The 24,872-nt window shown below is 39.2% G+C and carries 27 protein-coding genes and 1 pseudogene; 22 read left to right on the forward strand and 6 right to left on the reverse strand.

Features of this window, described 5'->3' with window-relative positions; all coding sequences use genetic code 11:
* The first annotated feature begins 336 nt into the window (after nucleotides 1-336).
* From MUN88_RS08215 to larC2, 11 genes are all read left to right on the forward strand, one after another.
* Complete coding sequence (locus MUN88_RS08215; protein WP_305852498.1) at nucleotides 337-1,299, forward strand: ABC transporter permease; 963 nt, start codon at nucleotides 337-339, stop codon at nucleotides 1,297-1,299.
* A gap of 28 nt (nucleotides 1,300-1,327) precedes the next feature.
* Nucleotides 1,328-2,206, forward strand: a complete 879-nt coding sequence (locus MUN88_RS08220; protein ID WP_244723188.1) for a carbohydrate ABC transporter permease — start codon at nucleotides 1,328-1,330, stop codon at nucleotides 2,204-2,206.
* Nucleotides 2,207-2,376: 170 nt separating this feature from the next.
* Nucleotides 2,377-3,585 carry an MFS transporter gene (locus tag MUN88_RS08225; RefSeq protein ID WP_244723191.1) on the forward strand — a complete coding sequence of 403 codons (1,209 nt, stop codon included), beginning with the start codon at nucleotides 2,377-2,379 and terminating at the stop codon, nucleotides 3,583-3,585.
* Complete coding sequence (locus MUN88_RS08230; RefSeq protein WP_244723194.1) at nucleotides 3,585-3,902, forward strand: cupin domain-containing protein; 318 nt, start codon at nucleotides 3,585-3,587, stop codon at nucleotides 3,900-3,902. The genes MUN88_RS08225 and MUN88_RS08230 overlap by 1 nt, the downstream gene beginning before the upstream one ends.
* Before the next feature lie 5 nt (nucleotides 3,903-3,907).
* On the forward strand, nucleotides 3,908-5,407 hold the full coding sequence (locus MUN88_RS08235; RefSeq protein ID WP_244723196.1) for a glycoside hydrolase family 28 protein: 1,500 nt from the start codon (nucleotides 3,908-3,910) through the stop codon (nucleotides 5,405-5,407).
* The gene (locus MUN88_RS08240; protein WP_244723199.1) at nucleotides 5,404-6,975 is read left to right on the forward strand and encodes a glycoside hydrolase family 43 protein; all 1,572 of its coding nucleotides are present in this window, start codon (nucleotides 5,404-5,406) and stop codon (nucleotides 6,973-6,975) included. The genes MUN88_RS08235 and MUN88_RS08240 overlap by 4 nt, the downstream gene beginning before the upstream one ends.
* A 22-nt stretch (nucleotides 6,976-6,997) precedes the next feature.
* Nucleotides 6,998-7,687 (forward strand): rhamnogalacturonan acetylesterase, encoded by a 690-nt coding sequence (locus MUN88_RS08245; protein ID WP_244723201.1) that lies wholly within the window; start codon nucleotides 6,998-7,000, stop codon nucleotides 7,685-7,687.
* A gap of 327 nt (nucleotides 7,688-8,014) precedes the next feature.
* Nucleotides 8,015-8,836: an amino acid ABC transporter substrate-binding protein gene (locus tag MUN88_RS08250; protein WP_244723204.1), complete on the forward strand. Its 822-nt coding sequence runs from the start codon at nucleotides 8,015-8,017 to the stop codon at nucleotides 8,834-8,836.
* Nucleotides 8,820-9,524 (forward strand): amino acid ABC transporter permease, encoded by a 705-nt coding sequence (locus MUN88_RS08255; protein WP_244723206.1) that lies wholly within the window; start codon nucleotides 8,820-8,822, stop codon nucleotides 9,522-9,524. The genes MUN88_RS08250 and MUN88_RS08255 overlap by 17 nt, the downstream gene beginning before the upstream one ends.
* Nucleotides 9,525-9,536: 12 nt before the next feature.
* On the forward strand, nucleotides 9,537-10,286 hold the full coding sequence (locus tag MUN88_RS08260; RefSeq protein ID WP_244723209.1) for an amino acid ABC transporter ATP-binding protein: 750 nt from the start codon (nucleotides 9,537-9,539) through the stop codon (nucleotides 10,284-10,286).
* A gap of 127 nt (nucleotides 10,287-10,413) precedes the next feature.
* On the forward strand, nucleotides 10,414-10,878 hold the full coding sequence (gene larC2, locus MUN88_RS08265) for a nickel pincer cofactor biosynthesis protein LarC2 (RefSeq protein WP_244723212.1): 465 nt from the start codon (nucleotides 10,414-10,416) through the stop codon (nucleotides 10,876-10,878).
* 912 nt (nucleotides 10,879-11,790) lie between these two features.
* On the opposite strand, the gene MUN88_RS08270 is transcribed toward larC2, so the two are convergent.
* Complete coding sequence (locus MUN88_RS08270) at nucleotides 11,791-12,771, reverse strand: LacI family DNA-binding transcriptional regulator (protein WP_244723215.1); 981 nt, start codon at nucleotides 12,769-12,771, stop codon at nucleotides 11,791-11,793.
* 140 nt (nucleotides 12,772-12,911) lie between these two features.
* Between MUN88_RS08270 and MUN88_RS08275 the strand changes: the two genes are divergently transcribed.
* From MUN88_RS08275 to MUN88_RS08300, 6 genes and pseudogenes are all read left to right on the forward strand, one after another.
* Nucleotides 12,912-14,417, forward strand: a complete 1,506-nt coding sequence (locus MUN88_RS08275) for a tagaturonate epimerase family protein (RefSeq protein WP_244723217.1) — start codon at nucleotides 12,912-12,914, stop codon at nucleotides 14,415-14,417.
* A gap of 43 nt (nucleotides 14,418-14,460) precedes the next feature.
* Nucleotides 14,461-15,861: a glucuronate isomerase gene (uxaC, locus tag MUN88_RS08280; protein ID WP_244724400.1), complete on the forward strand. Its 1,401-nt coding sequence runs from the start codon at nucleotides 14,461-14,463 to the stop codon at nucleotides 15,859-15,861.
* A gap of 185 nt (nucleotides 15,862-16,046) precedes the next feature.
* Nucleotides 16,047-16,373 carry a hypothetical protein gene (locus MUN88_RS08285; RefSeq protein ID WP_244723220.1) on the forward strand — a complete coding sequence of 109 codons (327 nt, stop codon included), beginning with the start codon at nucleotides 16,047-16,049 and terminating at the stop codon, nucleotides 16,371-16,373.
* Nucleotides 16,374-16,388: 15 nt separating this feature from the next.
* Nucleotides 16,389-16,754, forward strand: coding sequence for a nuclear transport factor 2 family protein (locus tag MUN88_RS08290; protein ID WP_244723223.1), 366 nt, complete (start codon nucleotides 16,389-16,391; stop codon nucleotides 16,752-16,754).
* A gap of 19 nt (nucleotides 16,755-16,773) precedes the next feature.
* Nucleotides 16,774-17,189: pseudogene (fosB, locus tag MUN88_RS08295) on the forward strand (metallothiol transferase FosB).
* A gap of 58 nt (nucleotides 17,190-17,247) precedes the next feature.
* Nucleotides 17,248-17,751 (forward strand): kinase, encoded by a 504-nt coding sequence (locus MUN88_RS08300; protein ID WP_244723226.1) that lies wholly within the window; start codon nucleotides 17,248-17,250, stop codon nucleotides 17,749-17,751.
* A gap of 860 nt (nucleotides 17,752-18,611) precedes the next feature.
* Here MUN88_RS08300 and MUN88_RS08305 read toward each other — a convergent pair.
* The 3 genes from MUN88_RS08305 to MUN88_RS08315 all read right to left on the reverse strand — a co-directional run bounded on the left by MUN88_RS08305 (nucleotide 18,612) and on the right by MUN88_RS08315 (nucleotide 19,780).
* Nucleotides 18,612-19,112, reverse strand: a complete 501-nt coding sequence (locus MUN88_RS08305; protein ID WP_244723228.1) for a GNAT family N-acetyltransferase — start codon at nucleotides 19,110-19,112, stop codon at nucleotides 18,612-18,614.
* A gap of 172 nt (nucleotides 19,113-19,284) precedes the next feature.
* A complete protein-coding gene (locus MUN88_RS08310) occupies nucleotides 19,285-19,434 on the reverse strand; it encodes a hypothetical protein (RefSeq protein ID WP_244723230.1) in 150 nt (49 codons plus the stop codon).
* Between the two features lie 40 nt (nucleotides 19,435-19,474).
* Nucleotides 19,475-19,780: a DUF5316 family protein gene (locus MUN88_RS08315; protein ID WP_244723232.1), complete on the reverse strand. Its 306-nt coding sequence runs from the start codon at nucleotides 19,778-19,780 to the stop codon at nucleotides 19,475-19,477.
* A 227-nt stretch (nucleotides 19,781-20,007) separates the two neighbouring features.
* Between MUN88_RS08315 and MUN88_RS08320 the strand changes: the two genes are divergently transcribed.
* Entirely contained in the window at nucleotides 20,008-20,409 is a 402-nt protein-coding gene (locus tag MUN88_RS08320) for a fluoride efflux transporter FluC (RefSeq protein ID WP_244723234.1), read from the forward strand.
* A complete protein-coding gene (gene crcB / locus MUN88_RS08325; RefSeq protein ID WP_244723236.1) occupies nucleotides 20,406-20,783 on the forward strand; it encodes a fluoride efflux transporter CrcB in 378 nt (125 codons plus the stop codon). Before MUN88_RS08320 ends, crcB begins: the two co-directional genes overlap by 4 nt.
* A gap of 86 nt (nucleotides 20,784-20,869) precedes the next feature.
* Here crcB and MUN88_RS08330 read toward each other — a convergent pair whose 3' ends face one another.
* Nucleotides 20,870-21,559, reverse strand: a complete 690-nt coding sequence (locus tag MUN88_RS08330; protein ID WP_244723238.1) for a CPBP family intramembrane glutamic endopeptidase — start codon at nucleotides 21,557-21,559, stop codon at nucleotides 20,870-20,872.
* Between the two features lie 84 nt (nucleotides 21,560-21,643).
* Here MUN88_RS08330 and MUN88_RS08335 point away from each other — a divergent pair, with 84 nt between their 5' ends.
* Complete coding sequence (locus tag MUN88_RS08335) at nucleotides 21,644-22,405, forward strand: MerR family transcriptional regulator (RefSeq protein WP_244723240.1); 762 nt, start codon at nucleotides 21,644-21,646, stop codon at nucleotides 22,403-22,405.
* 29 nt (nucleotides 22,406-22,434) lie between these two features.
* Here MUN88_RS08335 and MUN88_RS08340 read toward each other — a convergent pair whose 3' ends face one another.
* Nucleotides 22,435-22,836: a secondary thiamine-phosphate synthase enzyme YjbQ gene (locus MUN88_RS08340; RefSeq protein WP_244723242.1), complete on the reverse strand. Its 402-nt coding sequence runs from the start codon at nucleotides 22,834-22,836 to the stop codon at nucleotides 22,435-22,437.
* 100 nt (nucleotides 22,837-22,936) lie between these two features.
* Between MUN88_RS08340 and MUN88_RS08345 the strand changes: the two genes are divergently transcribed.
* Together MUN88_RS08345 and MUN88_RS08350 are read left to right on the forward strand one after the other, a co-directional pair.
* Complete coding sequence (locus tag MUN88_RS08345; RefSeq protein WP_244723244.1) at nucleotides 22,937-23,317, forward strand: RidA family protein; 381 nt, start codon at nucleotides 22,937-22,939, stop codon at nucleotides 23,315-23,317.
* A gap of 264 nt (nucleotides 23,318-23,581) precedes the next feature.
* Entirely contained in the window at nucleotides 23,582-24,487 is a 906-nt protein-coding gene (locus MUN88_RS08350; RefSeq protein ID WP_244723247.1) for a DUF1002 domain-containing protein, read from the forward strand.
* The last annotated feature ends 385 nt before the right edge of the window (nucleotides 24,488-24,872 follow it).

Raw genomic sequence — 24,872 nt, forward strand, 5'->3', positions numbered from 1 at the left:
GGAGATGATCATTATGTTATGTTAGTTGCTTTAAGAGTTCAAAAAATAGACAAAACCCTTGAATAACAGCTGTTTCAGCAACTCGTAAGATAATGATTATTTACGTTATACCTGATTTTAGCGTACGATTTTAATAACACATTAAGGTGCTTGTTCAATAAGGAGGACAAAAAGCGCAAAGAAATTCAAGGCGGAGTAGCTTCGAGTACCGGAATGTATGCTTATCAATACATGAGGAAAGGAAAAGCAAGCCAACGCAGAAGTTCACAGCAATTTTTTCCGACTTTTTGAACATCCTCTAATAGACAAGAAATTTTAAAAGAAAGGATACTGCTTATGGAAACAACAACACTAACTGCAAAAGAAAATGCGAAACAAGTAAAAAAGATGAAACGCTCCGAAACTTGGAGAAGAATCAAACGAAACAAGATGATCTACTTAATGATTCTTCCGGGAATTATTTACTTCCTCATTTATAAATATTTGCCTATGTATGGTTTGATCATCTCGTTTCAGGATTATAAACCATACAAAGGAATTATGGGTAGTGAATGGGTTGGATTTGAGCATTTCCAACGTCTGTTTGAGAGTACCGAATTTTGGATGATTTTTAAGAACACGCTAGTATTGTTTGGATTACAGATTTTTATCTTTTTCCCGATCCCGATTATTATCTCTTTAATGTTAAATGAAGTGCGACACAGCTTCTTTAAACGAGGTGTCCAAACGCTTATTTATATTCCGCACTTTATGTCATGGGTAGTTATCGTATCGATCAGTTATGTAATGCTGACACTTGATGGCGGTATTGTAAACGCTATCTTAGAAACACTCGGCTTTGAGAAAATAAACTTCCTGTTAAATGAAGATTGGTTTAGGCCGATGTATATACTTCAGGTTATCTGGCGTGAAGCTGGCTGGGGAACAATTATCTTCTTAGCTGCTATTACCGCAGTAGATCCTCAGTTGTACGAAGCAGCTCGAATGGATGGTGCCAATCGTTTCCGGCAAATGTGGCATATTACAATCCCGGCAATTCGTAACGTTATCATTGTACTTCTTATTTTGAAAATTGGAGATGTACTGGAGCTTGGTTTTGAACACGTGTACTTATTGTTGAACTCGTCCAACCGAAGTGTCGCAGAAATTTTTGATACGTATGTATACGTTGCCGGTCTGCAGCAAGGTCAGTTCAGTTACAGTACCGCGGTCGGTTTCTTTAAAGGTGGGGTCGGTCTTGCGATGGTTGTGTTTGCGAACTGGCTAGCTCAAAAATTCGATGAAGAAGGTATTTACTAAGATAAACAACAATTGGCGAGGTGATAATATGGCAAAACAACGAATCTCTGCAGGTAGTAAGGTGTTTGACTTTTTTAACTACTTCCTGTTGGCGCTATTAGGTATCATTACGATACTTCCATTTATACACGTAGTAGGAAGCTCTTTCGCTACAAGTGCAGAAGTGGCAAATACAAAATTTTTACTTTTTCCAACTGATTTTTCCATAAAAGCTTATGAGTATATCTTCTCTACTGATACGATCTTTCGTGCATTAGGGGTATCGATACTTGTAACTGTGGGTGGGACGTTATGGAGTATGCTATTTTCTACGTTGACTGCATATGGATTATCAAGAAGGGATCTTGTCGGAAGACGTGCGATTAACTTTATGATCGTATTCACACTATTATTTAATGGTGGGATGATCCCAACATTCTTGGTAGTTCAACAAACCGGATTGTTGAATTCCTTATGGGCATTGGTTATTCCGGTCACGATTAACGCTTTTAACATGATTATTTTACGAAGCTTCTTTATGAACTTACCAGCAGGCTTAGAAGAATCAGCAAAAATCGATGGTGCCAATGATTTCAGTATACTATTTCGGATTGTATTGCCGATCTCCTTACCGGCGATTGCAACCATTTCGTTATTCTATGCGGTAACTTACTGGAACACGTATATGCACGCCATTCTATATTTAGCTGATGCGGATAAGTGGCCGGTGCAAGTACTACTGCGACAAATCGTCGTATTGGCAAGTGGTATGAATTATGATGCAGAAACATATACGGATGTGCCACCACCAGAAGTAACGGTGAAAATGGCGACCATCGTCGTAGCCACAGTTCCTGTTCTGTTAGTTTATCCATTCTTACAGAAATACTTTGCGAAAGGTGCATTGCTAGGATCTGTCAAGGGTTAAGGAAAATGATGGAGTGGTGTGCATCCTTTTCGTTGGTGTACAAACCTTGGCATTAGCTCATTATATTTTATAGAGGCATTCTCTTTTATAAGAAATGCCTCTTGCTTTTAACTAAAATCTTATTTAGATCCGACTGTTTTTACTGTTAAAAAGAGAAAGAAGTGTACATCTTGACACAAGCGATAGGAAATAAAGAGAAGAGGTTATCCTCTCATGCTGTTCAAATTTTAATCAATCATGCCCTTTTCCAATTTGGAGGTTCCTTATCGATCATTTTCGTCAATTTATACTTATGGCGCTTGACGAATAGCTTGTGGGTCAATGGTATGTATAATTTGCTTGCAATTTTTTCGCAGGCTGCCACTACCTTTTTGATTGGCAAGGTGTCGAAGAAAAAGGGACGAACCATCATATATCGTTACGGTATTTTGATGACTGCAGTATTTTATTTAATGATTGTCATTGTTCAGGAAGCAATTGTTGACTATTTTTATATTTTTGCCTTATTACGTGGTGTTGCACAAGGTCTTTACTGGGTTGCCTATTTTACCATTGTGCATGAAGTGTCATCAGATCAGAACAGGCATCGTTATTTAGGCTGGAATCAGATTGTAATGGGTTCTACCAAGTTGCTGGCACCAGTAATTTCGGGGTATATTATCAGCTTATATACTGGATTAACGGGTTATCTGATTGTTTTCTCGATGGCTTTTTTCATGTTCTTTATCGCAACCGTCGGCAGTTTCCGGATTAAAAAAGAATCGATACGACACCGCACTTATTATATGAAATATCTTCGGCAAATTATCGATCGGCAGAAGTTATTCCGAAACGCTTTGATTGGTTGGTTTATCATCGGCTTTCCTCAAGGGATTTTAATGTATGTGCCGCCAATTCTTATTTATAGTATTTTTGAAAAAGAGAGTGTTGTAGGTTATTTAAATGCGGCATTTCTAGCTGTCTCGATTGTGGCAAGTTACATCATTTCTCGATTTGCGAATATTGAACATACCACAGGTTATTTATGGGTGGCAGCGATCGGTTTATTTATCTCTGGAACATTTTTAGCTTGGGAGATTGCAATTTGGAGTGTGATCCTGTTTATGGTAACGAAAAATATGTTTAATCCACTCCAGGCAAATGCGTATGCAGCGTATTATTTCCAGTGGATCAATCGTCTTCCATTAGGTGCAGAATTCCGTGTTGAATCGGTTGTTTTAAGAGAGACAATTATTAACATAGGCAGAGGATTAGGTATTATTACGTTTATGATTTTTTCTAATGAAATAGATACAAATACGGTGGCCTATGTCATTATAGCGGCAATGGCGATTCAGGTTTTATTACCATTACTAACAAAGGTAAAGGAGGAAGGATAATGGCCGTGAATGAATGGGAACAGGCAGAACCAGGTGTGACACGGAAAATTCATACACCAGGGGAGCAACTGATGATGATGGAAGTAGCGTTTGAAGAAGGTGCTGAGGGTTCCTCACATTCTCACCCCCATGAACAGTTGACCTACTGTTTGGAAGGGAGTCTGATGTTTCATGTTAATGGTGAAGAAATCATGATTCAAGCAGGGGAGTCTTTACGAATACCTTCTAATGCGGTGCACGGGGTGAAAGCTTTAGTGAATAGTAAATTGTTAGATGTATTTACGCCATTAAGAGAGGATTTATTAAAAGAGAGGTGAATAGTGTGACAGTATATAATATTAAAGAATTTGGAGCGGTACCAGGAAGGGATGCAACAGATGCGATTCAACGCGCGATAGATAGTTGTGAAGAACATGGTGGTGGAACGGTCTACATACCAGCCGGGATATACGAAACAGGTCCAATTGAGTTAAAAAGCAATATCACCTTGTATTTGGAAAATGGTGCTCGTTTATCTTTTTCAGAAGATTTCGAGAGGTACCCAGTTGTAGAGACTCGTTGGTCCGGCTATGTATGCCACGGTTTTATGCCGTTAATTTATGCCAATCGAGTTACGAATGTATCGATAAAAGGTGATGGTGTGATTGATGGGAATGGTCGTGCCTGGTGGGACATTAATAGCAGACTGCGTCAGGGAGAAAGCTATCAATCTCCTAGAACGAAAGAAATAGCGGAAGCGAATGCGGATTTTACTGAGCCCGCAGATACAAATTTGGTAGAGTGGCCATCTCAATTCTTACGTCCGCCACTAATTCAATTTTTCCGTTCTGAGCATATAAGAATTTCTGAGGTAACCGTATGTAATTCACCATTTTGGAATACACATCTCGTATTTTGTAACAATGTTTCGATTCAACAGGTGCATTTTCAGAATCCCTCTGATACACCAAATGGTGATGGACTGGATATTGACTCCTGCCAAAATGTTCGCATTGCGGATTGTCATTTTGATGTTGGGGATGACTGTGTTGTATTGAAATCAGGAATAAATGAGGATGGAAGGAAATATCATGTACCGACAAAGAATGTTACCGTTACCAATTGTACAATGCATCATGGACATGGCGGTGTGGTACTTGGCAGTGAAAATTCTGGAGGTATTGAGAATGTAACGGTAGCCAATTGTGTATTCGATGGGACGGATCGTGGTATCCGAATCAAAACGAACCGCGAAAGAGGCAGCTACATTCGTAATCTGTTAGTGCAAAATATCATGATGGATGATGTACTTTGTCCAATCGCAATCAATTCCTTCTATCGTCACGGTGTCAGCAAAAGTAATCCAGAGCTGTTGGATGCAGCACCTGTCGAAGTTTCCGAGAAAACACCAGTTGTCGAACATATTAAAATAAATAACATTATAGCGAAGAATTGCCGGGCAGCGGCAGCGTTTATTTATGGTCTGCCGGAAATGCCTGTGAAGCATGTCAGTCTGGAGCACGTAACACTGGAAATGACACAGGATGAATCAATTCCAGGCGGAGAGCCTGACATGGTACGGGAAGTCATTGACATGGCTGGTGAAGGCATGTTTGCAAAATATGTCGAGAACTTGACCCTGCACCACGTTCAGGTACAGCCTCGTTCAGGGCCAGCATTACGATTGAGTCACGCGAACGATGTGAATATTGAAGCACTTTCTTTTGTACAGCAAGAGGAGCAGGAAACATCTGTCATACTATATGAAGAAACAAACAGACTGAATGTCAAAGATATAGAGGAAGGTCAAAATTTTATTCAAAAAGTAGGTGTAACAAAATGAAAATGTTTAAAAACCCAATCATTCCAGGATTTTATCCAGACCCATCAATCTGCAGAGTAGAAGATGATTATTACTTAGTCACCTCAAGCTTTGAATATTTTCCGGGTGTTCCGATTTTCCATAGTAAAGATTTAGTCAACTGGAAACAGATTGGTCATGTGTTGGATCGTCCTGAACAGCTTAACCTTGATCAAACTCCTAATTCAAGAGGGATTTATGCTCCAACGATTCGTTATCATCAGGGTACTTTTTATATGATTACGACATTTGTCGTCAGTCAGACAGGTGCTCGTCGTAATTTTTATGTGACAGCAACAGACCCGGCAGGGCCGTGGTCTGATCCAGTTTGGCTTGAAGGAGCACCAGGGATCGATCCGTCCTTATTGTTTGATGATGATGGGAAGGTATATTATACGGGTAATCGCAAGCCACCATCCGGCAGGCAGTATAAGAAGCACAACGAAATCTGGCTGCAGGAGCTCGATTTGGAGAAGCAACAATTAGTAGGACCGACGTATAGCCTGTGGGATGGTGCTTTAAAAAATGCTCACGCTCAGGAATCACCCCATTTATATAAGATTGGGGAGTGGTATTACTTAATTATTGCAGAAGGCGGAACAGGACACACACACGCAGTCACGATAGCGAGAAGTAAGCATGTGACAGGACCATATGAGATGACGGAAACGAATCCGATTTTAACGCACAGACATTTAGGCAGGAATCACCCCATTGTCAATGTAGGTCACGCAGATATTGTTCAGACGCAAGATGGTGACTGGTGGATGGTTTGTCTCGCTTCGAGGCCATACGGTGGGTATTACCGTAATTTAGGGCGCGAAACGTTTCTCGTACCATTTGTATGGGAAGACGGCTGGCCAATTGTAAATCCGGGTCAAGGGAAAATAGAGTCTGAGATGCCATTTCCAAAATTAAAAGAACATAAGTGGCCGGCATTGCCTGCATGTGATTCATTTGAAGCGGAACAATTAGATGACAGATGGAATTTTCTGCGAACACCAAGAGGGGAGTTCTGGTCTGTAACAGATCGTCCAGGATACTTGCGCTTGAAGGCGAAGAAAGAGACCATTATGGAAGAAGAAAACCCTGCTTTTGTCGGCAGAAGACAACAGCATATTGATTTCGTTGCACAAACTGTCATGGAATTCGAACCAAAAGCTGCGAATGAGTCTGCTGGACTTGTACTCCTGCAAAATCATGATTATCAATTCCGTTTAGAAGTATTGATAGAGGATGATCAACAGGTTATTCAGCTTGTTCGCCGTGAAGCGGGAGAAGATCAAGTGCTTGCTAAAGAACCAATGGACCATCACCGCGTGTTCTTGAAGGTGGAAGCAGTTGGGCAAGCTTATTCTTTCTTCTATACGACAGAGCCATTCGAGTGGCGTGAGTTAGCGGTTGATACAGATGGAAGAATCTTAAGTACAGACTTGGCTGGCGGGTTTATTGGAGCTTATATCGGTCTTTACTGTTCAGGTAATGGGCAGGAAAGTGATCAATATGCTGACTTTGATTGGTTTGAATATCAAGGTACAGAAAGCGAATAAAAATTAAGAAAAGAGTGATAACATGCCAACTCGTTTATTTTTGGCAGGGGATTCTACGATGGCAGAAGCGGAAGATTTTAAATATCCGCAAATGGGATGGGGCCAGACGCTTCAGCAATATTTTACGGAGAATCTAATCGTGGAAAATCATGCTTCTTCTGGCCGCAGTACGAAGTCTTTTATAGATGAAGGCCGTTGGGATGCTATTGAAAGAGAGTTCCAGTCTGGTGACTTTGTTTTGATTCAGTTTGGTCACAACGATCAGAAGCCAGATGAAGAACGAGCGACAAAACCGTATACCAGTTATCAGGACAATTTGCGTTTTTTTGTTCAACGTGCCCGTTCGTATCAAGTAACACCTCTTTTACTGACTTCTATTGCCAGAAGACATTTTGATGATACAGGTAAACTTAAAGAGACACATGGAGATTATCCGAAAGCGATGCGAGAACTTGCTATTGCTGAGCAGACAGATTGCCTTGATATGCTGCTGCGAACTAGAGAAGCCTTGCAGCAGGTGGGGGATGAATCTTCTAAACAATGGTTTATGCGATTAGCACCTGGTGAGTATGATGCCTATCCGAGTGGTGAACAAGATGATACGCATTTGCACGAAAGAGGTGCACATCAGCATTGTCAGCTTTTTGTTCAGGAACTCGTACGACTGCAGCATCCCCTTGCAGCGTTTGTACAGCAGCACGCCATAAATTGATATTACTGCTTATAGACAGTGGAAGATGAATAGAATTTTAACTATTACAAGCATACTTTTTTTATAAAGAGAAGAAACTAACGATATTCGTTAACGTTTCTTCTCTTTATTTTAGTGAAATTTTTAGCTTGTGCAGTAGCTAGTGATCTGTAATCATCAAATTTTCATTATCTGTTAAGCTTGGTTACAATAGAAGCAGGATAAGCTTACTTTTGCTAAATGAAATGGAAAATGTGTATAAGCTCATTCGTTTTACTTTACTGATACCGTACTGTATAATCGCCAAAGGATATTAAATCCGACTAAAATACTGGGGGTTTGAACAACATGAAAAAATTTCATCTCGTACTTATAACAATGCTGTTTATCAGTGTACTTGCAGCATGTGGTACTTCTTCTGATGAAGATAATGCAAGTAGTGGACAAGAGGGAGATTCCTCTAATTTATATGAATCAATTCAGGAAAAAGGCGTCATAACAGTTGGTACAGAAGGAACGTATCCACCATTTTCATTCCATAATGATAATGATGAATTAACGGGATATGATGTCGAAGTAATGCGTGAAGTAGCGTCACGTCTCGGAGTAGAAGTAGAGTTTAATGAAACGCAATGGGATTCGATGTTTGCTGGTTTGAATGCAGAACGTTTTGACGTTATTGCAAACCAGGTAGGGATCAATGTTGGTGATCGATCAGAAAAGTATGATTTTTCTGATCCGTATACGTATACAGGAGCTGTCTTGGTTGTACCATCTGACAATGATGAAATCACTTCCTTTGAAGATATAGAAGGCAAAAAATCAGCCCAATCCCTGACAAGCAATTTCAAAGATATCGCAACAGAGTATGGAGCAGAGGTTGTTGGTGTAGAAGGAATGGCACAGGCTGTAGAGAATATCAAATTAGGCCGTGTGGATCTAACGGTAAACGATAAATTAGCTGTCTTACAATATATGAATGAAACAAACAATGAAGATGTAAAGATTGCAGCGGAACTAGATGATGTATCTGAAACGGCATTTACCTTCCGCAAAGGAAATGAAGAGCTCGTAAGAGCATTTAATGACGCATTAGCGGAAATGAAAGAAGACGGTACATTAGCAGAAATTTCAAAAGAATGGTTTGGTGAAGATGTTTCTGTCAAATAACATAATCATGACGGTAACAAGCGGTGCAGAAGCATGGGATTTAATTTCCCGTGCTTTTGGTCCTATGGTAGAAGGAGCAATTAAATATACAATTCCGCTAACGCTTATTTCCTTTGCATTCGGACTTCTTATCGCTTTATTGACAGCTGTGATGCGCTTATCATCCTTAAAAATTGTTAGAGCGCCGGCTGTTTTTTATGTTTCAGCTGTGAGAGGAACCCCGTTACTCGTTCAATTATTTATAGTATTTTACGGGCTTCCTTCTATTGGTTTGACAATTGATCCGTTGCCGAGTGCTGTCATTGCTTTTTCATTAAATGTTGGGGCATATGCTTCTGAAATAATTCGGGCATCGATTTCTTCGATTCCAAAGGGACAATGGGAAGCAGGCTATACGATCGGTATGGGGTATGGAACGACACTAAGAAGAATAATCCTTCCCCAGGCAACGAGGGTATCGATACCACCACTTTCCAATACATTTATTAGTCTAGTAAAAGATACATCACTAGCATCGATGATCTTAGTAACTGAACTATTCCGCGAAGCTCAGGAAATCGCCTCATCTACGTATGAGTTTATGATCTTGTATGTCGAAGCAGCTGTTCTGTATTGGATCATTTGCTTTATCTTATCGCTCATACAAGAAGTGGTCGAACGCAGACTGGAACGGTACATTGCTAAATAGAGGGGGGATAAGATGTTTTTATCAATTAAAGAATTACAGAAAAGTTTTGGTTCGTTAGATGTATTAAAGGATATTTCAATTGATATTAATAAAGGAAAAGTCGTTACCATCATGGGACCATCAGGATCAGGAAAAACAACATTACTTCGGTGCTTAAATGGTTTGGAGATTCCTGACCAAGGCCGGTATCAATTTAATGATGGTTTTTCACTTGATTTTGGCGGCAAACGTAGCAAAAAAGACATGCTTACGTTAAGAAGAAAAGCTGGCATGGTTTTTCAATCCTATAATTTGTTCCCTCACAAGACAGCCCTGGAGAATGTCACAGAAGGGCCAATTGTCGTTCAAGGTAAGGATAAACAAACTGCAGAAAAAGAGGCCAAACGTTTACTGGAAAAAGTCGGCCTGGCAGATAAGATTGACTTGTATCCTTACCAATTATCTGGTGGCCAGCAACAGCGGGTAGGGATTGCACGTGCGCTTGCCATTGAACCGGAGTTGATGCTGTTTGATGAACCAACCTCTGCATTGGACCCTGAATTAATAGGTGATGTATTAGGTGTCATTAAAGAGCTTGCCAATGAAGGATGGACCATGGTAGTGGTGACGCATGAAGTTTCATTCGCGAAAGAAGTTTCTGATCATGTTTTGTTTATGGATGATGGTTACATTGTCGAACAAGGTTCACCGCGAGCTGTTTTGGAAAATCCGAAAGAGCCAAGAACAAAGCAATTCCTGCAACGGATTTTACCTCACGTCTAATCTATGCTATTAATAGATAAAAGAACGTGTTCAATAAGGAGCCAAAAAATCGCAAAGAACTTCAAGGTGGCTTAAATACGCAGAAGTTCACCGCGTTATTTTTTGAAAAGGTTAGAAGGTGAATTGAATGAGCAAGCACCCACCAGATCATGAACATATCGATGAGAACATGATAAAGGTAGAAGTCAACTTAGATGATACACCTGGTGAATGGCTTGGCTATGTAATGGATAAGCTGTTCGATGCCGGTGCGAATGACGTATACTACACATCGATTTATATGAAAAAAAATCGACCTGCAGTTCAGCTGCAGTTGCTATGCAGTGAAAATCGCTTTGCGGAAATGAAAGATATTCTGCTTGCTGAGACAACGACACTTGGGATTCGCTATTATCCTATATCCGTCTATCGGATGGAACGGCAGATTCGACAAGTCGATACCAAATGGGGACCGGTCACCGTGAAAGAAGGATTGCAAGGGAAACAAGTCGTGAAGGCAGCACCAGAATATGAGGACTGTAAGGCATTAGCAGAGCAGCACCACGTTCCATTAAAGGATGTATATCATGAAGTGTGGAAGAAATTAAAGTAAGGGGAGGAATCGAGGATTCTCCCCTTACTTTTTTGTGAGCCGGGAAGTCGCGAATAAATCGTTGAACGCGCGAATAAAAGGAGAAAGTCCCTTTTAACCGCTCTAGGCACTTCCGTTTTGTTCTCTGTAAAGAAAGTATAAAAGTAAAGTCATAGAAGTAACCATACTTAACAGGAAGATGGATTCTTATAATATGGATTATGTAAAGTAGAACTGTCTGACATTGTGGTCATTTTGATAGATTTGATTTGCTTAGCAAAGCTCCGGAAATATGCTCTGCGTCCTGTGGGCACGGCTTCAGCTAGGCTACTACTTGAACTACTTCATTGCTGACTTGTGCCGAGGAAGCCCGCTTCAAAGCCATACTTGCAGACACAGGCACAGACAAAGTGGATCTTCAGCTCGCGCTGATTCCACGGGAGTCTCCGCATATTTCCTACGCTTTAGTGAAGTACTACAACGTTTGTACGAGGTAGAAGCGGTGGTGCTAAGCATTATGCAAGATTAAATCCAAATATGCCACTGATCGGTAGCGCTCAAAATGCTAATTGTTACATCAGTTGTAGAATTTATACCTTAGCGTAGGCCAACTACGGAGACTCCCGCGGGACATGCAGGTGCTGAAGATCCACTTTGTGAAGTGCCCTTCTTCACAAAGTTAGCTTCAGCCGTGCCCCGCAGGACGCGGAGTGGTTGGCCGAAGCGGTATCCTAGCACATTAAATATCTCAATATGGATGCTTGGTTAGTGATGGTTAGTTTACATAATCCATATTATAGGTAGTTGTATATTATTTTGTTAGTTAGGACCGGGTGAACTTTACCGGTTTTTCTTATATCTCGAATTTTACCGAGACCGATTAACTCTCTAGGACATCATCCATTTAAAAAATAATCTTCCATCCAATCCTCTTCATGATTGCGGGGCAGGGCCAGCACTTTTTCTTTCGGTAAGCGATGGGGTTAATTTTTTAATGAATTCATCCTCTTCCCCTGATTCTATGTGATGGATAATAGTAGCAACAATTTCTTCCGCAAGTATATCGACAGGTACGCCTATACAGGTCATTGGAATTTCCATCGTTTCCATCTGTGGAATATTATCATAGCTTACGACGGACATAGCATCCGGAATGCTAACACCTTTTTCGTGCAGTGACCGGACAATCCCGCCGCTAATATCATAACTACCTCCAATAATTGCGGTAGGCTGGTGAGTAAGTCGTATGATCTCCTCGACTGCTAAATAGCCATCATACCAATCCAACCCATTCGTATCGATACTTTGTTGTTTGAGGTTACGTTTTTTCATTGCTTTCTGATAGCCTTCTACTTTTTCTCTCTGCAGGGCATCCTCGGTATCCAAATGCCCGACGTAAGCAATATGATGATGACCTAGTTCTGCTAAGTATTGCACGGCTTGTTCCATTGCTTGTTCATGGTTGGCATCGATAATGGGATACGACACTTTCCTTTTTCCTGAAACACCATAAGCGACAAGCGGAATTTGATCTTCTGGTACCATCTGATGGGATTCCGCAAAAACGATCATGCCATCAACCTGAAATTTTTTGAACGTATCAAGTGAAGTTTCAGCAGAATCTACGGACAGGATCATCGAGTATTTGGTTGCTTCAAAGGCTTTGCTAATATTCGTCACAAGGGTAGCGAGCACAATCCGTTCAATTGTTGGCCAGATTAAACCAATTACTTCTGTTTTTTTACGGACGAGCTGTTTAGCAGCCAGGTTTGGTTCGTAGCCCATTTCTTTAGCGACTCTTAATATTTTTTGTTTGGTCACTTCTTTTACTAAAGGACTATTGTTTAATGCCTTAGAAACTGTCGAATAGCTGACATTAGCTTCTTTGGCAATATCTTTTATCGTTATACCCATGATTGCTCTCCTTTTTCTTTCGGTAAATTTTGTGTTTATTGTTGTGTTCTATTTTTAAATAGTATATCATAAAAATAACAACGTTGTTATAAAAACGAGAAAATGTTATGAAAACGTTAACAAAAAAGGAGAGGATATCGGTGGGACAAGTGAAAACTGTAGAATTAAAAAATGTAGTGGAAGCATTAGAGGCTGGTAAATTACCGGAATCATCTGATACGGTTCATGTTTATGATCAGTCTTTTGAGCAGGTAGATGGATCTTCTGTTGTGATGGTGAAAACAGGGACAGAGAAATTTTTAGTTGTAGCAGGTGATGGTACTTTATTTGATTCTTTACAAGGGGAAGCCGTAGAGAATGGGAAAGTGTGTTCACTAACACATGAAAATGGAAGAGTACTGAACGAATTTTTCGTTTATACAAAACCACAAGCATTCGGTACAGAAATTGCCACAATGGGACTTGGGGACCGACTTGGTGTTGCCTCTCCAGGACACATCGAAACCGTTAAAGGCCGGAAAGTAAAGCCGATTTTGGCACAGCAAAGTGTTCGTGAATTAACATTATTAAATCGTACAATGACGGATATTCTCGATGCAGCAACTTTTGCTGTTTTTCAAGAAGGATATAAGGATGGTTTCGGCGCAGATGCCGACCATATTAAATTAGAACGAGACATTGAGTATGCACTCGGATTGGGCTTCTCATTTTTGACACTGGATTGTTCCGAGCAGATTCGCAATGATATTGAAGGGGCAACAGCAGAAGCGATTGAAAAAGAATTCGCTGATTTACCAGTTGACCGAAAAGAATATTTCCAGAACCATTATTTAAATAAATCGTTTGACATACAAGGCTTAACGGTATCATTTGATGAAGCCAGTCTTCACAAAAATGTCCTTGTGTACGGAGAAGCAATTGATTTCATGGAGCATGTGTATAACCAATATATCCAAAAAGCAGACAAAGCGATTGACTTCGAGATTTCGATTGATGAAACAGAGACTGTTACTGCACCGGAAGCACACTTCTTTGTGGCTGAAGAATTGCGCAGAAGAGGCGTTACCGTACAAAGTCTGGCACCTCGTTTCTGTGGGGAATTCCAAAAAGGGATTGACTATATTGGTGATCTTGAGCAATTTGAAAAAGAATTACATGAGCATGCTGAAATTGCAAAATATTTTGGCTACAAATTAAGCATTCACTCTGGAAGTGATAAATTCAGCGTATTCCCGATCATCGGTAAATATACAGAAGGCTTATTGCATATCAAAACAGCAGGTACAAACTGGCTAGAAGCGGTTCGTGTGATCGCACAGGTTAATCCGGATTTATACCGTCGCATGCATGTATATGCGGAAGACCATTTTGAAGAAACATTGAAGTACTATCATGTAACTCCGGACTTAACCAGTTACGCACCACTGGATGATACATCAGATCAAGACTTGCCGTTATATATGGACAATGATGCATCACGTCAATTATTCCATGTCACATACGGAATTTTATTAACGGCAAAAGACCAAGCCGGAGAAGCCCTTTTCCGAACAGAATTCTTTGATACGTTAATGAACAATGAAGATACGTACCGAAATGGCTTAGTCAAACATATTGGTCGTCACTTAGACTTATTAGGGTTATAAAAAAGATAGAAAGTAGGGATAGGATATGATAGAGAGTAAACAAATGAAGGCATTTATGGATGAAAACTTTGTATTGCATAACGAAACAGCAGAAAAACTGTATCATAATTATGCCAAGGACCTGCCAATCATCGATTATCACTGCCACCTAAGCCCGCAGGAAATCTATGAAAATACGCAATTTGAAAACATTACAAAGGTTTGGTTATACGGTGATCACTACAAATGGCGTGCTATGCGTGCCAACGGGATTGAAGAAAAATTTGTGACAGGCGATGCCAGTGATTATGATAAGTTTCTGGCATGGGCCAGCACCGTGCCGCAATTGATCGGAAATCCGCTTTATCACTGGACACACCTGGAACTGAAGCGTTATTTCGGAGTAGAAGAACCGTTAAATGAGAAAACAGCACCTGCGATTTGGGAACAAGTAAATAAGTTATTGAACAGCGGAGAATGGAATGTACGTGATTTCATTGTGAAATCTGGTGTCGAAGTCGTTTGTACAACAGATGATCCGACTGATTCACTGGAATATCATGAAAAAATCAAAGCAGATCCCGATTTTGATGTGAAAGTATTGCCTAGTTATCGCCCGGATAAGGGGTTGGAGATTAATCGAGACGGCTTTACCGATTGGGTTGGAAAATTAGCGGATGTATCCGGCGTATCCATTGATTCCTATGATGCCTTTCTGCAAGCATTAAAGCAACGAATCGATTTCTTCCATTCTGTGGGGGGACGCGTGTCTGACCATGCGTTAGATACGATGATGTATGAAGAAGCGACGAAAGAAGAAGTAGCAGCCATTTTTGCTAAAGCAATCAAAGGTGAGAAAGTCACACTTGAGGAAGAGAAAAAATACAAGTCCCATACGCTTACCTTTTTAGGAACAGCATATCATGCCAAAGGATGGGCGATGCAGTATCATATTAATGCCCATCGTAATAACAACAAACGCATGTTTAACGAGCTTGGTCCTGATACAGGATATGATTCGATGAACGACAGTCTGCTTGCACAGCCGTTAGTAAAATTGCTGGATTCACTGGATCAGGCAGACGCCTTGCCGAAAACAATCCTGTATTCGTTAAACCCTCGTGATAACGTCACGATCGCCACCATTATCGGCAGCTTCCAAGGTGGAGGTGTACCAGGCAAAATGCAATTCGGTACAGCATGGTGGTTTAACGATACAAGATTAGGCATGATCAATCAAATGGAAACATTAGCAGATATCGGCGTGTTCAGCCGTTTTATCGGTATGCTGACCGATTCGCGCAGCTTCTTATCTTACACAAGGCACGAGTACTTCCGCCGCATCATGTGTAATTTAATAGGAGAATGGGTGGAAAACGGAGAATACCCAAACGATGAAGAGACATTAGCCAACATTGTGCAAAACATTTCGTACTACAATGCGAAAGAATATTTTAATTTCTAAACGGGAGAGAGCACTCAGCTGTTTTAAAATAGCTGGGTGCTTTTGTTATGGACACGAATTAGAGGAAAGGGCAAAAACTGTCCGTAAAAATGAGAATCTTTTCATTTATTGGAATATTCTAATAAATGAAGTCCTTTTTATGGTAAAATAAGATGGAATAAAAAGGGGTATTAGGAGGCAAAGGAATGTTAATTTTTTCTGTCATTGCTTATACTTCATTAATCCTAGCAATTGTTTCATTATTATTAGCCATTAGGGGCAAGTATCTATATTATTGGGTTTCGGCATTAGCTATGTATCTTTTTAGTTATATAGCAGGTTTTTCGATTGGCCAGCTGACAGTGGGTTTTACATTTATACCTTTAGCTTTGGCTATCGGACATTCGTTTAGTTGGATTAAAAACACCTCTCACAGTATGATGTTTCTTTGTTTAGGGATGGCTGCTGGGTTTATACTAGTTTTTTACGTCGACAATTATTGGTTGTTTTTACCCTTTTGGTTATTTAGTTAGTTGGAGGTGACAGTAGTGAAAAAGAGTTTGACGGAACAATTGAGAGAATTAGAGGAAAGCCATATACAATTTGAAGTACGTGCAAGTCGAGAAAAATTGGACAGCATTCTTGCTGATGACTTTTTTGAAATTGGTAGTTCAGGTAGGATGTTCGGCAAAAAGGAATGTCTGGAAAGTGGCGTTGTATTAATGGAAATGACACTCCATAATTATCAAATACAACCACTAGCAGAAGGTGTCGTTCTAGCTACATACTTTATAACCGACAAGACTCGAAAACGTAATACGCTTCGAAGTTCAATATGGAAACACATAGATGGCAGATGGCAGCTATATTTTCATCAGGGTACTATTACAGATTTAAAGTTAAGCGATATATAGTAAATGAGGGAGGGATAAGATGGAAATAAATGGACTGAATCACTTTTTGTTTTCTGTTTCCAACCTGGAGCGTTCGATTGATTTTTACACAAACGTATTTGATGCAAAATTATTAGCAAAAGGCAGAACCACAGCCTACTTTGATTTGAACGGCATCTGGCTTGCCCTCAATGTTGAAAAAGATATTCCTCGTAACGAAATCAATCAATCCTATACTCATATTGCTTTCTCCATAGATGAGAGTGAATTCGACGACATGTACGAAAAATTATTGCGTTTAAATGTTCATAAGGTCGTCAGCGAGATGAACGAGATAAACAGTCGATATATTTTACTGATCCTGATGGTCATAAGTTTGAGTTTCATACAGGGACATTACAAAATCGATTAGATTATTACAAAGAGAAGAAGCCACATGTGGAGTTCTTTGAATAAATATTTCCATCATTCTATTGCACAAAAAATATAGTCGGGAAGGGAGGGTATTGCCACAATGGAATCAACGTTAATTATTCTAAGAGGAAACTCCGCCAGTGGAAAAACAACAACGGCTAAACATCTCCAACAACATTTCGGTCGCGGAACACTCTTGGTTTCTCAAGATGTCGTTCGCCGTGAAATGCTGAAGGTTCATGATAGAGATGGGAACCTTTCCATTGATTTAATTCGCCAGATTGCAGAATTCGGCAAAGATAAATGTGAATGGGTTATTGTCGAAGGGATTTTGTATACACAACGTTACGGTGACATGCTGAAAAATTTAATCCCATTCTATCATCAGCAAGTCTACACCTTTTATTTTGATTTACCATTTGAAGAAACCGTTAGACGTCACAACGCAAGTCCCAAAAGAAATGAATTTGGTGAAGATGCATTACGGAATTGGTGGAACCCGCAAGATTATCTTGGTGTCGACGGCGAAATGATATTGACGGAGGATATGTCGCAGGATGATGTAATGGAAACTATCTTAAATAAGGTAAAAGAACGAAAATGAGTTACTTAGTATTGGGAAAGGAGATCTTATGACTCAGATCATTTTAAGTAGTATAGCTGTAACATTGATTATTTCAACTTTTTGTTGTTTGTCAATCTACACGAGGAAAAACAATAAATGGTTAAGTCTAATGATTGCTATAGCAGTAAATACTTTGATTCTTACTACCATAGCAATCATTTTGTATAGAGCAGACGGACAGTATTTTCATAAGCATGCAAGTGGGATGTTTGAAAGTTTAGGTATTCTTGCCATTCCTTTTTTTATCACGGCGCTAACCGTCCGTAATACCCCCACTTCAAGATTGGAGAGATAAATAAGAAGCTAAGTGGGGGATAAACGGACGATAACTTCCTGATAAGTTTCGCTAGCAATCAGTGGGGGGCAAAACCCCCACTGATTGAAGTCTCACTTTATTCCATTTGTAACGTGTATCAATCTCTTTATTCTCGAATTATATAAAATGGTTAATATGAGAAGTATAAAGTGAAGCTATCCTATCAATATGATCAGTATACTTTCAAATATAATGGAGCATATAAGTATACATACTGATTCAATTCGAATAAAGGTTTGCAGTACCGTCAAATTATTAATTGCAGCGATCTGCCTGGCAACCTTTACATGGAAAGGTATTAAAAATAAAGAGTAGAGGATTCCGCCTGTAAGTGAAATGAAAAAGTGAATGATCACTAAACTGGAAGTAATAGTTGAAACAAAGTTCCCCACTATAAAAATTGGAATACCTGCGGAAATAAAAGAGGTTAATACCATTAAAACGACAGCCATCAAAATTAACATAAAGTTTGATCTCAACACATATTTACTTTGAGTGAAATATAAATGCATCCCATCCCGCCTTAAAGAAACAATACCATATGCTCTGCATCATGATACGTATTTCCATCTTTTAATGAGCGCTTCTCTGTTCCACAAACCTCAAAACCTATGGAAGTATATAATCGTTTCGCGAAAGCATTGGTATCGACTACGGTTAAATAGATTTGTTCCAGTCCTTCTATACTTTTTGCTTTTTCAATTGCTTTAAGTAAAAGGGCCTTTCCTATCCCTTTTCCTCGCTGATCTGGTTTTACATACATCGCTACTAATTTGGAACGGTGACGTAACTTGAACAAAGGTTCCTTTACTAAAGTGATTACGCCAACAAGCTCAGTATTTTCAAATGCGCCAAAAGTAAAGGAAGTTTCTGGTGAGGCAAATCGCTTTTGGTATTTCTCAGCAGTCTGCTTCTTTTCCTCCTCATAACTGGAGGCGAATCCGGTAGGGCTGTTTTGTAAACCTTCCAGTCTTATCTTTAAGTATATTTCTGCATCATTATATTGTAATTGCCTAACTTCCATATCACTTTCTCCTCATACGAATGAATATTTATCACGGCGTTAACCGTCCGTAATATCCCCACTTCAAGATTCGAGAGATAAATAGAAGCTAAGTGGGGGATAAACGGACGATAATTCCCTGATAAGTTTCGCTAGCAATCAGTGGGGGTCAAAACCCCCACTGATTGAAGTCTCACTTTATCAATTTTTCTAAGAGCTGAATCATTTTTTTGTTCTGTTCCACCTGTAAATCGCTATTCTTTTTGATTTGGTATAGCCATTTTAACAGAAAAAATACAGCTATCGGTATGCCAATAACTCTTAGCAAAACAATAAAGACCATAAAACTTCTCCCCTATCCCCTGATATATACTGGATAATTCTTAACCGGCTCCATACGTTATCCCTACGATTATTAGAATAACGAATAAGTTAGGAAGAGCTATAGCTAATAGATTCTTTATCCATCGATTTTTTTCAGTTCTTTTTTCTTTTGATTCTGTAAGAAAAATAGAATGCATCCTGTCTCCGCTAACTAATGCCCCTGAAAAAATGACTGCCAATAAAACCGGTACGATAAACGCAATGCCGGAGATGGTTAATACCAGCTCCAAATTACGGGAAAAAAGCCCAATGATCACTGAAATGACAGCAACACTAATTCCAATCCACCAGCTGAATTTGTTCATTTGCATAGCCACCTTTCAAATACAAGCCAGATTCAAGTTATTTCATTTTAACATAAATATCCAGTCGGTACGAGAGAAGATTAGAATTGGTAAGAGCATTAATGATATACTGTGACTATCTTTTTACACGATGCAGACCCATGACTAGGAATGTAACTATGGTATGAGTTTTAACAATAAGAATACATCTCACAAATAAGTTTTGATTCATAGAAAGGTTGAACGTCATGTTCCAGCAATATAGTAAAAACATCGCAGCCATAGCGGTTGGTGCTGCTGTTGGTGCGTTAGGTCGTTATGGTATAAATCTCTTCGTTGACTCGTCATTTCCACTTGGAACTGTAATTGAAAATTTAACAGGAAGTTTAGTATTAGGCTTTCTTACCGCTTTCTTCCTGGTGAAAATTCCAAAAGAATGGCTTAAAGCGGGACTTGGCGTAGGTCTCTGTGGAGGGTTTACGACGATGTCAACATTGGCAGCCGATACGGTTATGCTGTTACATGATTCGATGTTAAAAGCGATCCTTTATATTTTTATATCTACATTTGGGGGAGTGTTGCTGGCGTTAGGTGGATACATGATCGGCAACCGGATAGCTGCATCTAGCGTGGAGGTGGAAAGCAAATGAATAGCTTATTACTTGCAGTAGGAGCAGCAGCAGGAGCAGTCTTCAGATACATATTAGGTCTTATTTTTATGCATAAATTCCCGTCACCACCTTTTCCAGTAGCCATGCTTGCCGTGAATTGGATCGGATCGTTTGGACTTGGCGCATTTTACGGTATTGCTTATCACGGTTTTCCAAGTGATGCCTATCAAGATCCGCTCTATTTGGCGGTCGGTCTCGGTTTTTTTGGTGCATTTACTACCTTTTCTACCTTCAGTATGGAGACGATTCAATTGTATCAAGCAAAGAAGTGGGGGAGTTTAACCACGTATGTCAGTCTCAGTATTATTGGTTCAATTTTGCTGTTTAGTGCAGCATTATGGCTGTTTAATTAGGTGTCATCCTTAAAAAGGGAATAAACGAAAGGAATGTATAGGCATTCGTGTGTTCGTTTATTCCTGATGTTTTACACGGATGATATTTACGAGACCGAAGTTAATATAATTCCCAATCCGTTAAAGATTCCATGAATAATAATTGCTGGAATAATAGAATTGGTTTTTTCATAGGTCCATGCAAATATCAATCCAGAAATGAAATTTACGGGGAGTGTGTTATACGTCGGTATGTGAACAAGTGTGAAGATCAAAGAACTGAATAGTAAGCCAGCACCGACACCCCATTTCATCCTAAACCATTTATAAAGAAATCCACGGTAAAATATCTCCTCATAAACAGGTGAAATAATAGCGGCTGAAATGAAACCAATACTAAAGGTAAACCATGTTACATGTTGCTTTAAAGATGCTGTTTTACTATTATCAACCCCGATATCGAAAAAATCCATTACTACTAAAACGAATATACTAGCAACTATTAACACCAAACTCCAAACGATAATCCATTTCCAATAGTGTTTGGAGAAGGAAGTCAATCCTACTTCATCCCAGTTCAGGTGGTATGGCTTTAACGCAACAATGTATACGCCAGATGTAAACACGATTGCCATTATTAGTCCTGTCGCTGTACCTGCGTATAAACTGTTCTGAAATGCTAAGTGTAATAGATCATTTAATATAATCTCAATGACAACTGGAACAAATGCTAAAGCCAATATTGATAAAAGAATTAGTTCCTTATAGCTCCATTTCATCGATAAGTTTTCCTTCAATTTTAATGCCTCCATCTATAAGTGTGATATATTTAGAATAAAGGGTGACGTAACGTAACCTGCAAGTGGTTAGGAGGAATTTTTATGAATTATTTTCTAACAGGAGAAGTTGCAAAAAGATTAAACATCTCAGTAAGAACGATTCGCTATTATGATGAGATTGGCTTAGTTGTACCAACAAAGAAAGAGGAAAATGGAAAGCGTTTTTATACACCGGAAGATATATTGATGCTTGAAAAAGTTCTTCTTTTGAAATCTACTTCTATGCCTCTAAACGATATAGAAAAGATAATAAATATGATCTCGACTGAAACGGTATTAAGTGTCCATAAAGAGCAATTAGTACAAAATATCAAGCAGCTAAATGAATCATTAGACTATACTAACACACTGATAAATACGATAAAACTTGAAGGGAATATTCAGTGGGAGAATTTAATACCTTTACTTTCGGAAGATCCTGCTTTAAAAGAAGCGAGAAAGAACGATACGATGGAAGAATTATTTTCGGAAGAGGAACAAAAAACATTGAATGAACAATTACCTAAAATGGAGTCAGATTCCAGTCAAATAGCTAAATGGATTAACTTGATCAAACGAATAGAACTATGCTTAAAGGAAGGTAAATCACCTAGTTCTGAAGAAGGTAAACTTATTGCCGAAGATACATTGATCCTGTCTAATGAAATGTTTAATGGTGATGTCGAATTAGAAAGGAAGTTCTGGGAAGCGCGTAAATCAAAGGATAACTCATCTGATTTAAATTTATATCCTGTCCAGGAAGAAGTAATAACATTTATGGAAAAAGCGATCGTTTGCCAGCAAAAAGACCAAATCAATTCGTGATTTGGTCTTAAATGGTCAATGATAGGATTTTATCCTTCCACCACTTTGACATGAAACTTACGCTGACGCGGACCGTCAAATTCACAGAAATAAATCCCTTGCCAGGTTCCTAACAATAAGCTGCCATTCGATACTACCATGGTTTGATTATGACCGACAGTACTAACTTTCAAATGAGCTGCTGTATTTCCTTCCATATGCATATCCTCTGGGTGTTCCCATGGATAAACCTCACGCAATCTTCTTAAAAAGTCTGTTTTTACATCAGGATCGGCGTTTTCATTGACGGTAATACCGGCTGTCGTGTGCAGTGAAGACACGATCGCAATACCATCTTTCACTCCTTGTTGACGAAGGTAGCTTGCTACTTCTGCTGTAATATCGATCATTTGGTCATGATGATTTGTTTTTAATTGAAATGTTTTTTCCACTTTTATCACCCTTTTTCTAAAAATAGTCTCTTTCTATTCTACTAAAAATCAATTATATGTTAAAATTTTCTGTAAATAGACTAGAAAGGATGCGATAAGCATGGTAAAAGCAATACATACTGACAAAGCACCACAAGCAATTGGGCCATATTCACAAGCGATTGATGCAGGAGATTTGGTCTTTGTTTCGGGCCAAATCCCGTTAAATCCAGAAACGATGGAAGTAGTGGAAGGAGATATCGCGGCACAGACGGACCAAGTCATGAAAAATTTAGAGGCAATTTTAACCGAAGCAGGTTTGACATTTGCCAATGTAGCGAAGTTCACTATTTATATTACGAATATGGATGATTTTGCGACGATCAACGAAGCATATGCTAAGTTTCTGAAAGAGCCATATCCAGCAAGGGCAACGGTAGAAGTAAGCCAATTACCTAAAGGTGTCGGTGTGGAAATGGATGTCATCGCGAAAAAAGGATAACGAAGAAAAAGCAGAGGGATTGATCTAGATTAGATACAAGCACCTCTGCTTTTTAATTATACGTAAAGAGCGTGAGTAGTAACTTGAAGTGATGGAAATTTGAGAATTAAAAACATAAGAAAGTGAAGGCTTTCGCCAATAATTGGGGATAAATAGTTTTATAATTATGTAAAATTGATAGAAAATGACAAAAATTCTTCCCATAATCCGTGAAATCTATCATAATATATAAGGTAAGTATAAAGGTGTAAAGGAGTATTTTACATGAAAAAAATCACGTGGATGCTTGTTGTGTTGGCGATATTGGGACTAGTTGTTTCACCTTTTGTATCAGCAAGTGAGGGTGATGAAACGGTCATCGATGAGCGATATGGTAAACCGAAGCTGGTGCTTGGTGAGGCGTTGTCCGATAATCAGAAGGATAAGGTGCGAAATCTGTTAAGTGCGACAGATGCTGAGCAAGTAGACGAATACATTGTCACTGCAGATGACTTGGTAAACTACATCGGTGGTGATCCAAGCTCTAATATGTACTCATCTGCAAAAATTACGCGAAAAGAAGATGGTTATGGGGTAGTCGTTAATATTGTAAATCCAGAAAGTATTACACAGGTAACGAAGGAAATGTATGCGAATGCGCTACTGACTGCAGGTGTGGAGAATGCGTTAATCGAAGTAGCTTCCCCGGTAAAGGTTACAGGCCATTCGGCACTAACTGGAATTTATAAAGCTTTTAACGTTGATGGAGAAACACTTGATCAGGATCGTATGGAAGTGGCGAATGATGAATTAGATGTCGCAACCAATTTAGCTGAGCAAGCAGGAATTGATCAAGAAAAAGTAAGTGAGTTATTGACAGAAATTAAGAAACAAATATCTGAACAAAATCCAGCGACAAAAGAAGAAGTAGAACAAATTGTCCAGGATCAATTAAATCAGTTAAACATCGAACTAAGTCCAGAAGATCGCCAGATGCTGACGGATTTATTTGAAAGAATGCGTAACTTGGATATTGATTTTGGACAAGTAAGAGATCAACTGGATTCCATTGTATCCGATTTACAAGGTAAGTTGGAAGAAGTAACAGGTGGCGATACAGAAGGTTTCTGGCAAGGGGTGAAGAACTTCTTCCAGAATATCGTTGATTCTATTAAAGGGTTGCTTGGATAATAAAATATGTTTTTCAGACCAAATCATTCGTTGATTTGGTCTTTCTTATGAATGAAGAAGGCATTATGCATCATAAAAGCCAAATTATAAAATTTTTGCCTGAGATTAAGAAAATAAAAGTGCGGGTTCTTATAATACGGATTATGTAAAGTGGGACTGTATTGCAAAATGGTCATTTTGATATATTTTATCTGCTTAGCAAAGCTCCGGAAATATGCTCCGCGTCCTGTGGGCACGGCTTCAGCTAATTTAGGAAAGAAAATTCTTTTCTTTCCTAAGTGGATCTTCAGCTCGCGCTGATTCAACGGGAGTCTCCGCATATTTCCTACGCTTAAGGGAAAGTGCTACAACGTATGTAACAGCTAAAAGCAGTGGTTCTAGTCAT

This window comes from Gracilibacillus caseinilyticus (assembly GCF_022919115.1).
Taxonomy (GTDB): domain Bacteria; phylum Bacillota; class Bacilli; order Bacillales; family Amphibacillaceae; genus Gracilibacillus; species Gracilibacillus caseinilyticus.

What these genes read in the sequence shown, in the direction of transcription:
- larC2 (WP_244723212.1), top strand. Translation starts at nt 10,414, where the DNA reads ATGAGCAAGCACCCACCAGATCATGAACATATCGATGAGAACATGATA.
- MUN88_RS08240 (WP_244723199.1), top strand. Translation starts at nt 5,404, where the DNA reads ATGAAAATGTTTAAAAACCCAATCATTCCAGGATTTTATCCAGACCCA.
- MUN88_RS08315 (WP_244723232.1), bottom strand. Translation starts at nt 19,780, where the DNA reads ATGAACAAATTCAGCTGGTGGATTGGAATTAGTGTTGCTGTCATTTCA.
- MUN88_RS08320 (WP_244723234.1), top strand. Translation starts at nt 20,008, where the DNA reads ATGTTCCAGCAATATAGTAAAAACATCGCAGCCATAGCGGTTGGTGCT.
- MUN88_RS08270 (WP_244723215.1), bottom strand. Translation starts at nt 12,771, where the DNA reads ATGGGTATAACGATAAAAGATATTGCCAAAGAAGCTAATGTCAGCTAT.
- MUN88_RS08300 (WP_244723226.1), top strand. Translation starts at nt 17,248, where the DNA reads ATGGAATCAACGTTAATTATTCTAAGAGGAAACTCCGCCAGTGGAAAA.
- MUN88_RS08215 (WP_305852498.1), top strand. Translation starts at nt 337, where the DNA reads ATGGAAACAACAACACTAACTGCAAAAGAAAATGCGAAACAAGTAAAA.
- MUN88_RS08310 (WP_244723230.1), bottom strand. Translation starts at nt 19,434, where the DNA reads ATGGTCTTTATTGTTTTGCTAAGAGTTATTGGCATACCGATAGCTGTA.
- MUN88_RS08220 (WP_244723188.1), top strand. Translation starts at nt 1,328, where the DNA reads ATGGCAAAACAACGAATCTCTGCAGGTAGTAAGGTGTTTGACTTTTTT.
- MUN88_RS08335 (WP_244723240.1), top strand. Translation starts at nt 21,644, where the DNA reads ATGAATTATTTTCTAACAGGAGAAGTTGCAAAAAGATTAAACATCTCA.
- MUN88_RS08260 (WP_244723209.1), top strand. Translation starts at nt 9,537, where the DNA reads ATGTTTTTATCAATTAAAGAATTACAGAAAAGTTTTGGTTCGTTAGAT.
- MUN88_RS08245 (WP_244723201.1), top strand. Translation starts at nt 6,998, where the DNA reads ATGCCAACTCGTTTATTTTTGGCAGGGGATTCTACGATGGCAGAAGCG.
- MUN88_RS08285 (WP_244723220.1), top strand. Translation starts at nt 16,047, where the DNA reads ATGTTAATTTTTTCTGTCATTGCTTATACTTCATTAATCCTAGCAATT.
- uxaC (WP_244724400.1), top strand. Translation starts at nt 14,461, where the DNA reads ATGAAGGCATTTATGGATGAAAACTTTGTATTGCATAACGAAACAGCA.
- MUN88_RS08305 (WP_244723228.1), bottom strand. Translation starts at nt 19,112, where the DNA reads ATGGAAGTTAGGCAATTACAATATAATGATGCAGAAATATACTTAAAG.
- MUN88_RS08350 (WP_244723247.1), top strand. Translation starts at nt 23,582, where the DNA reads ATGAAAAAAATCACGTGGATGCTTGTTGTGTTGGCGATATTGGGACTA.
- MUN88_RS08255 (WP_244723206.1), top strand. Translation starts at nt 8,820, where the DNA reads ATGTTTCTGTCAAATAACATAATCATGACGGTAACAAGCGGTGCAGAA.
- crcB (WP_244723236.1), top strand. Translation starts at nt 20,406, where the DNA reads ATGAATAGCTTATTACTTGCAGTAGGAGCAGCAGCAGGAGCAGTCTTC.
- MUN88_RS08345 (WP_244723244.1), top strand. Translation starts at nt 22,937, where the DNA reads ATGGTAAAAGCAATACATACTGACAAAGCACCACAAGCAATTGGGCCA.
- MUN88_RS08250 (WP_244723204.1), top strand. Translation starts at nt 8,015, where the DNA reads ATGAAAAAATTTCATCTCGTACTTATAACAATGCTGTTTATCAGTGTA.
- MUN88_RS08230 (WP_244723194.1), top strand. Translation starts at nt 3,585, where the DNA reads ATGGCCGTGAATGAATGGGAACAGGCAGAACCAGGTGTGACACGGAAA.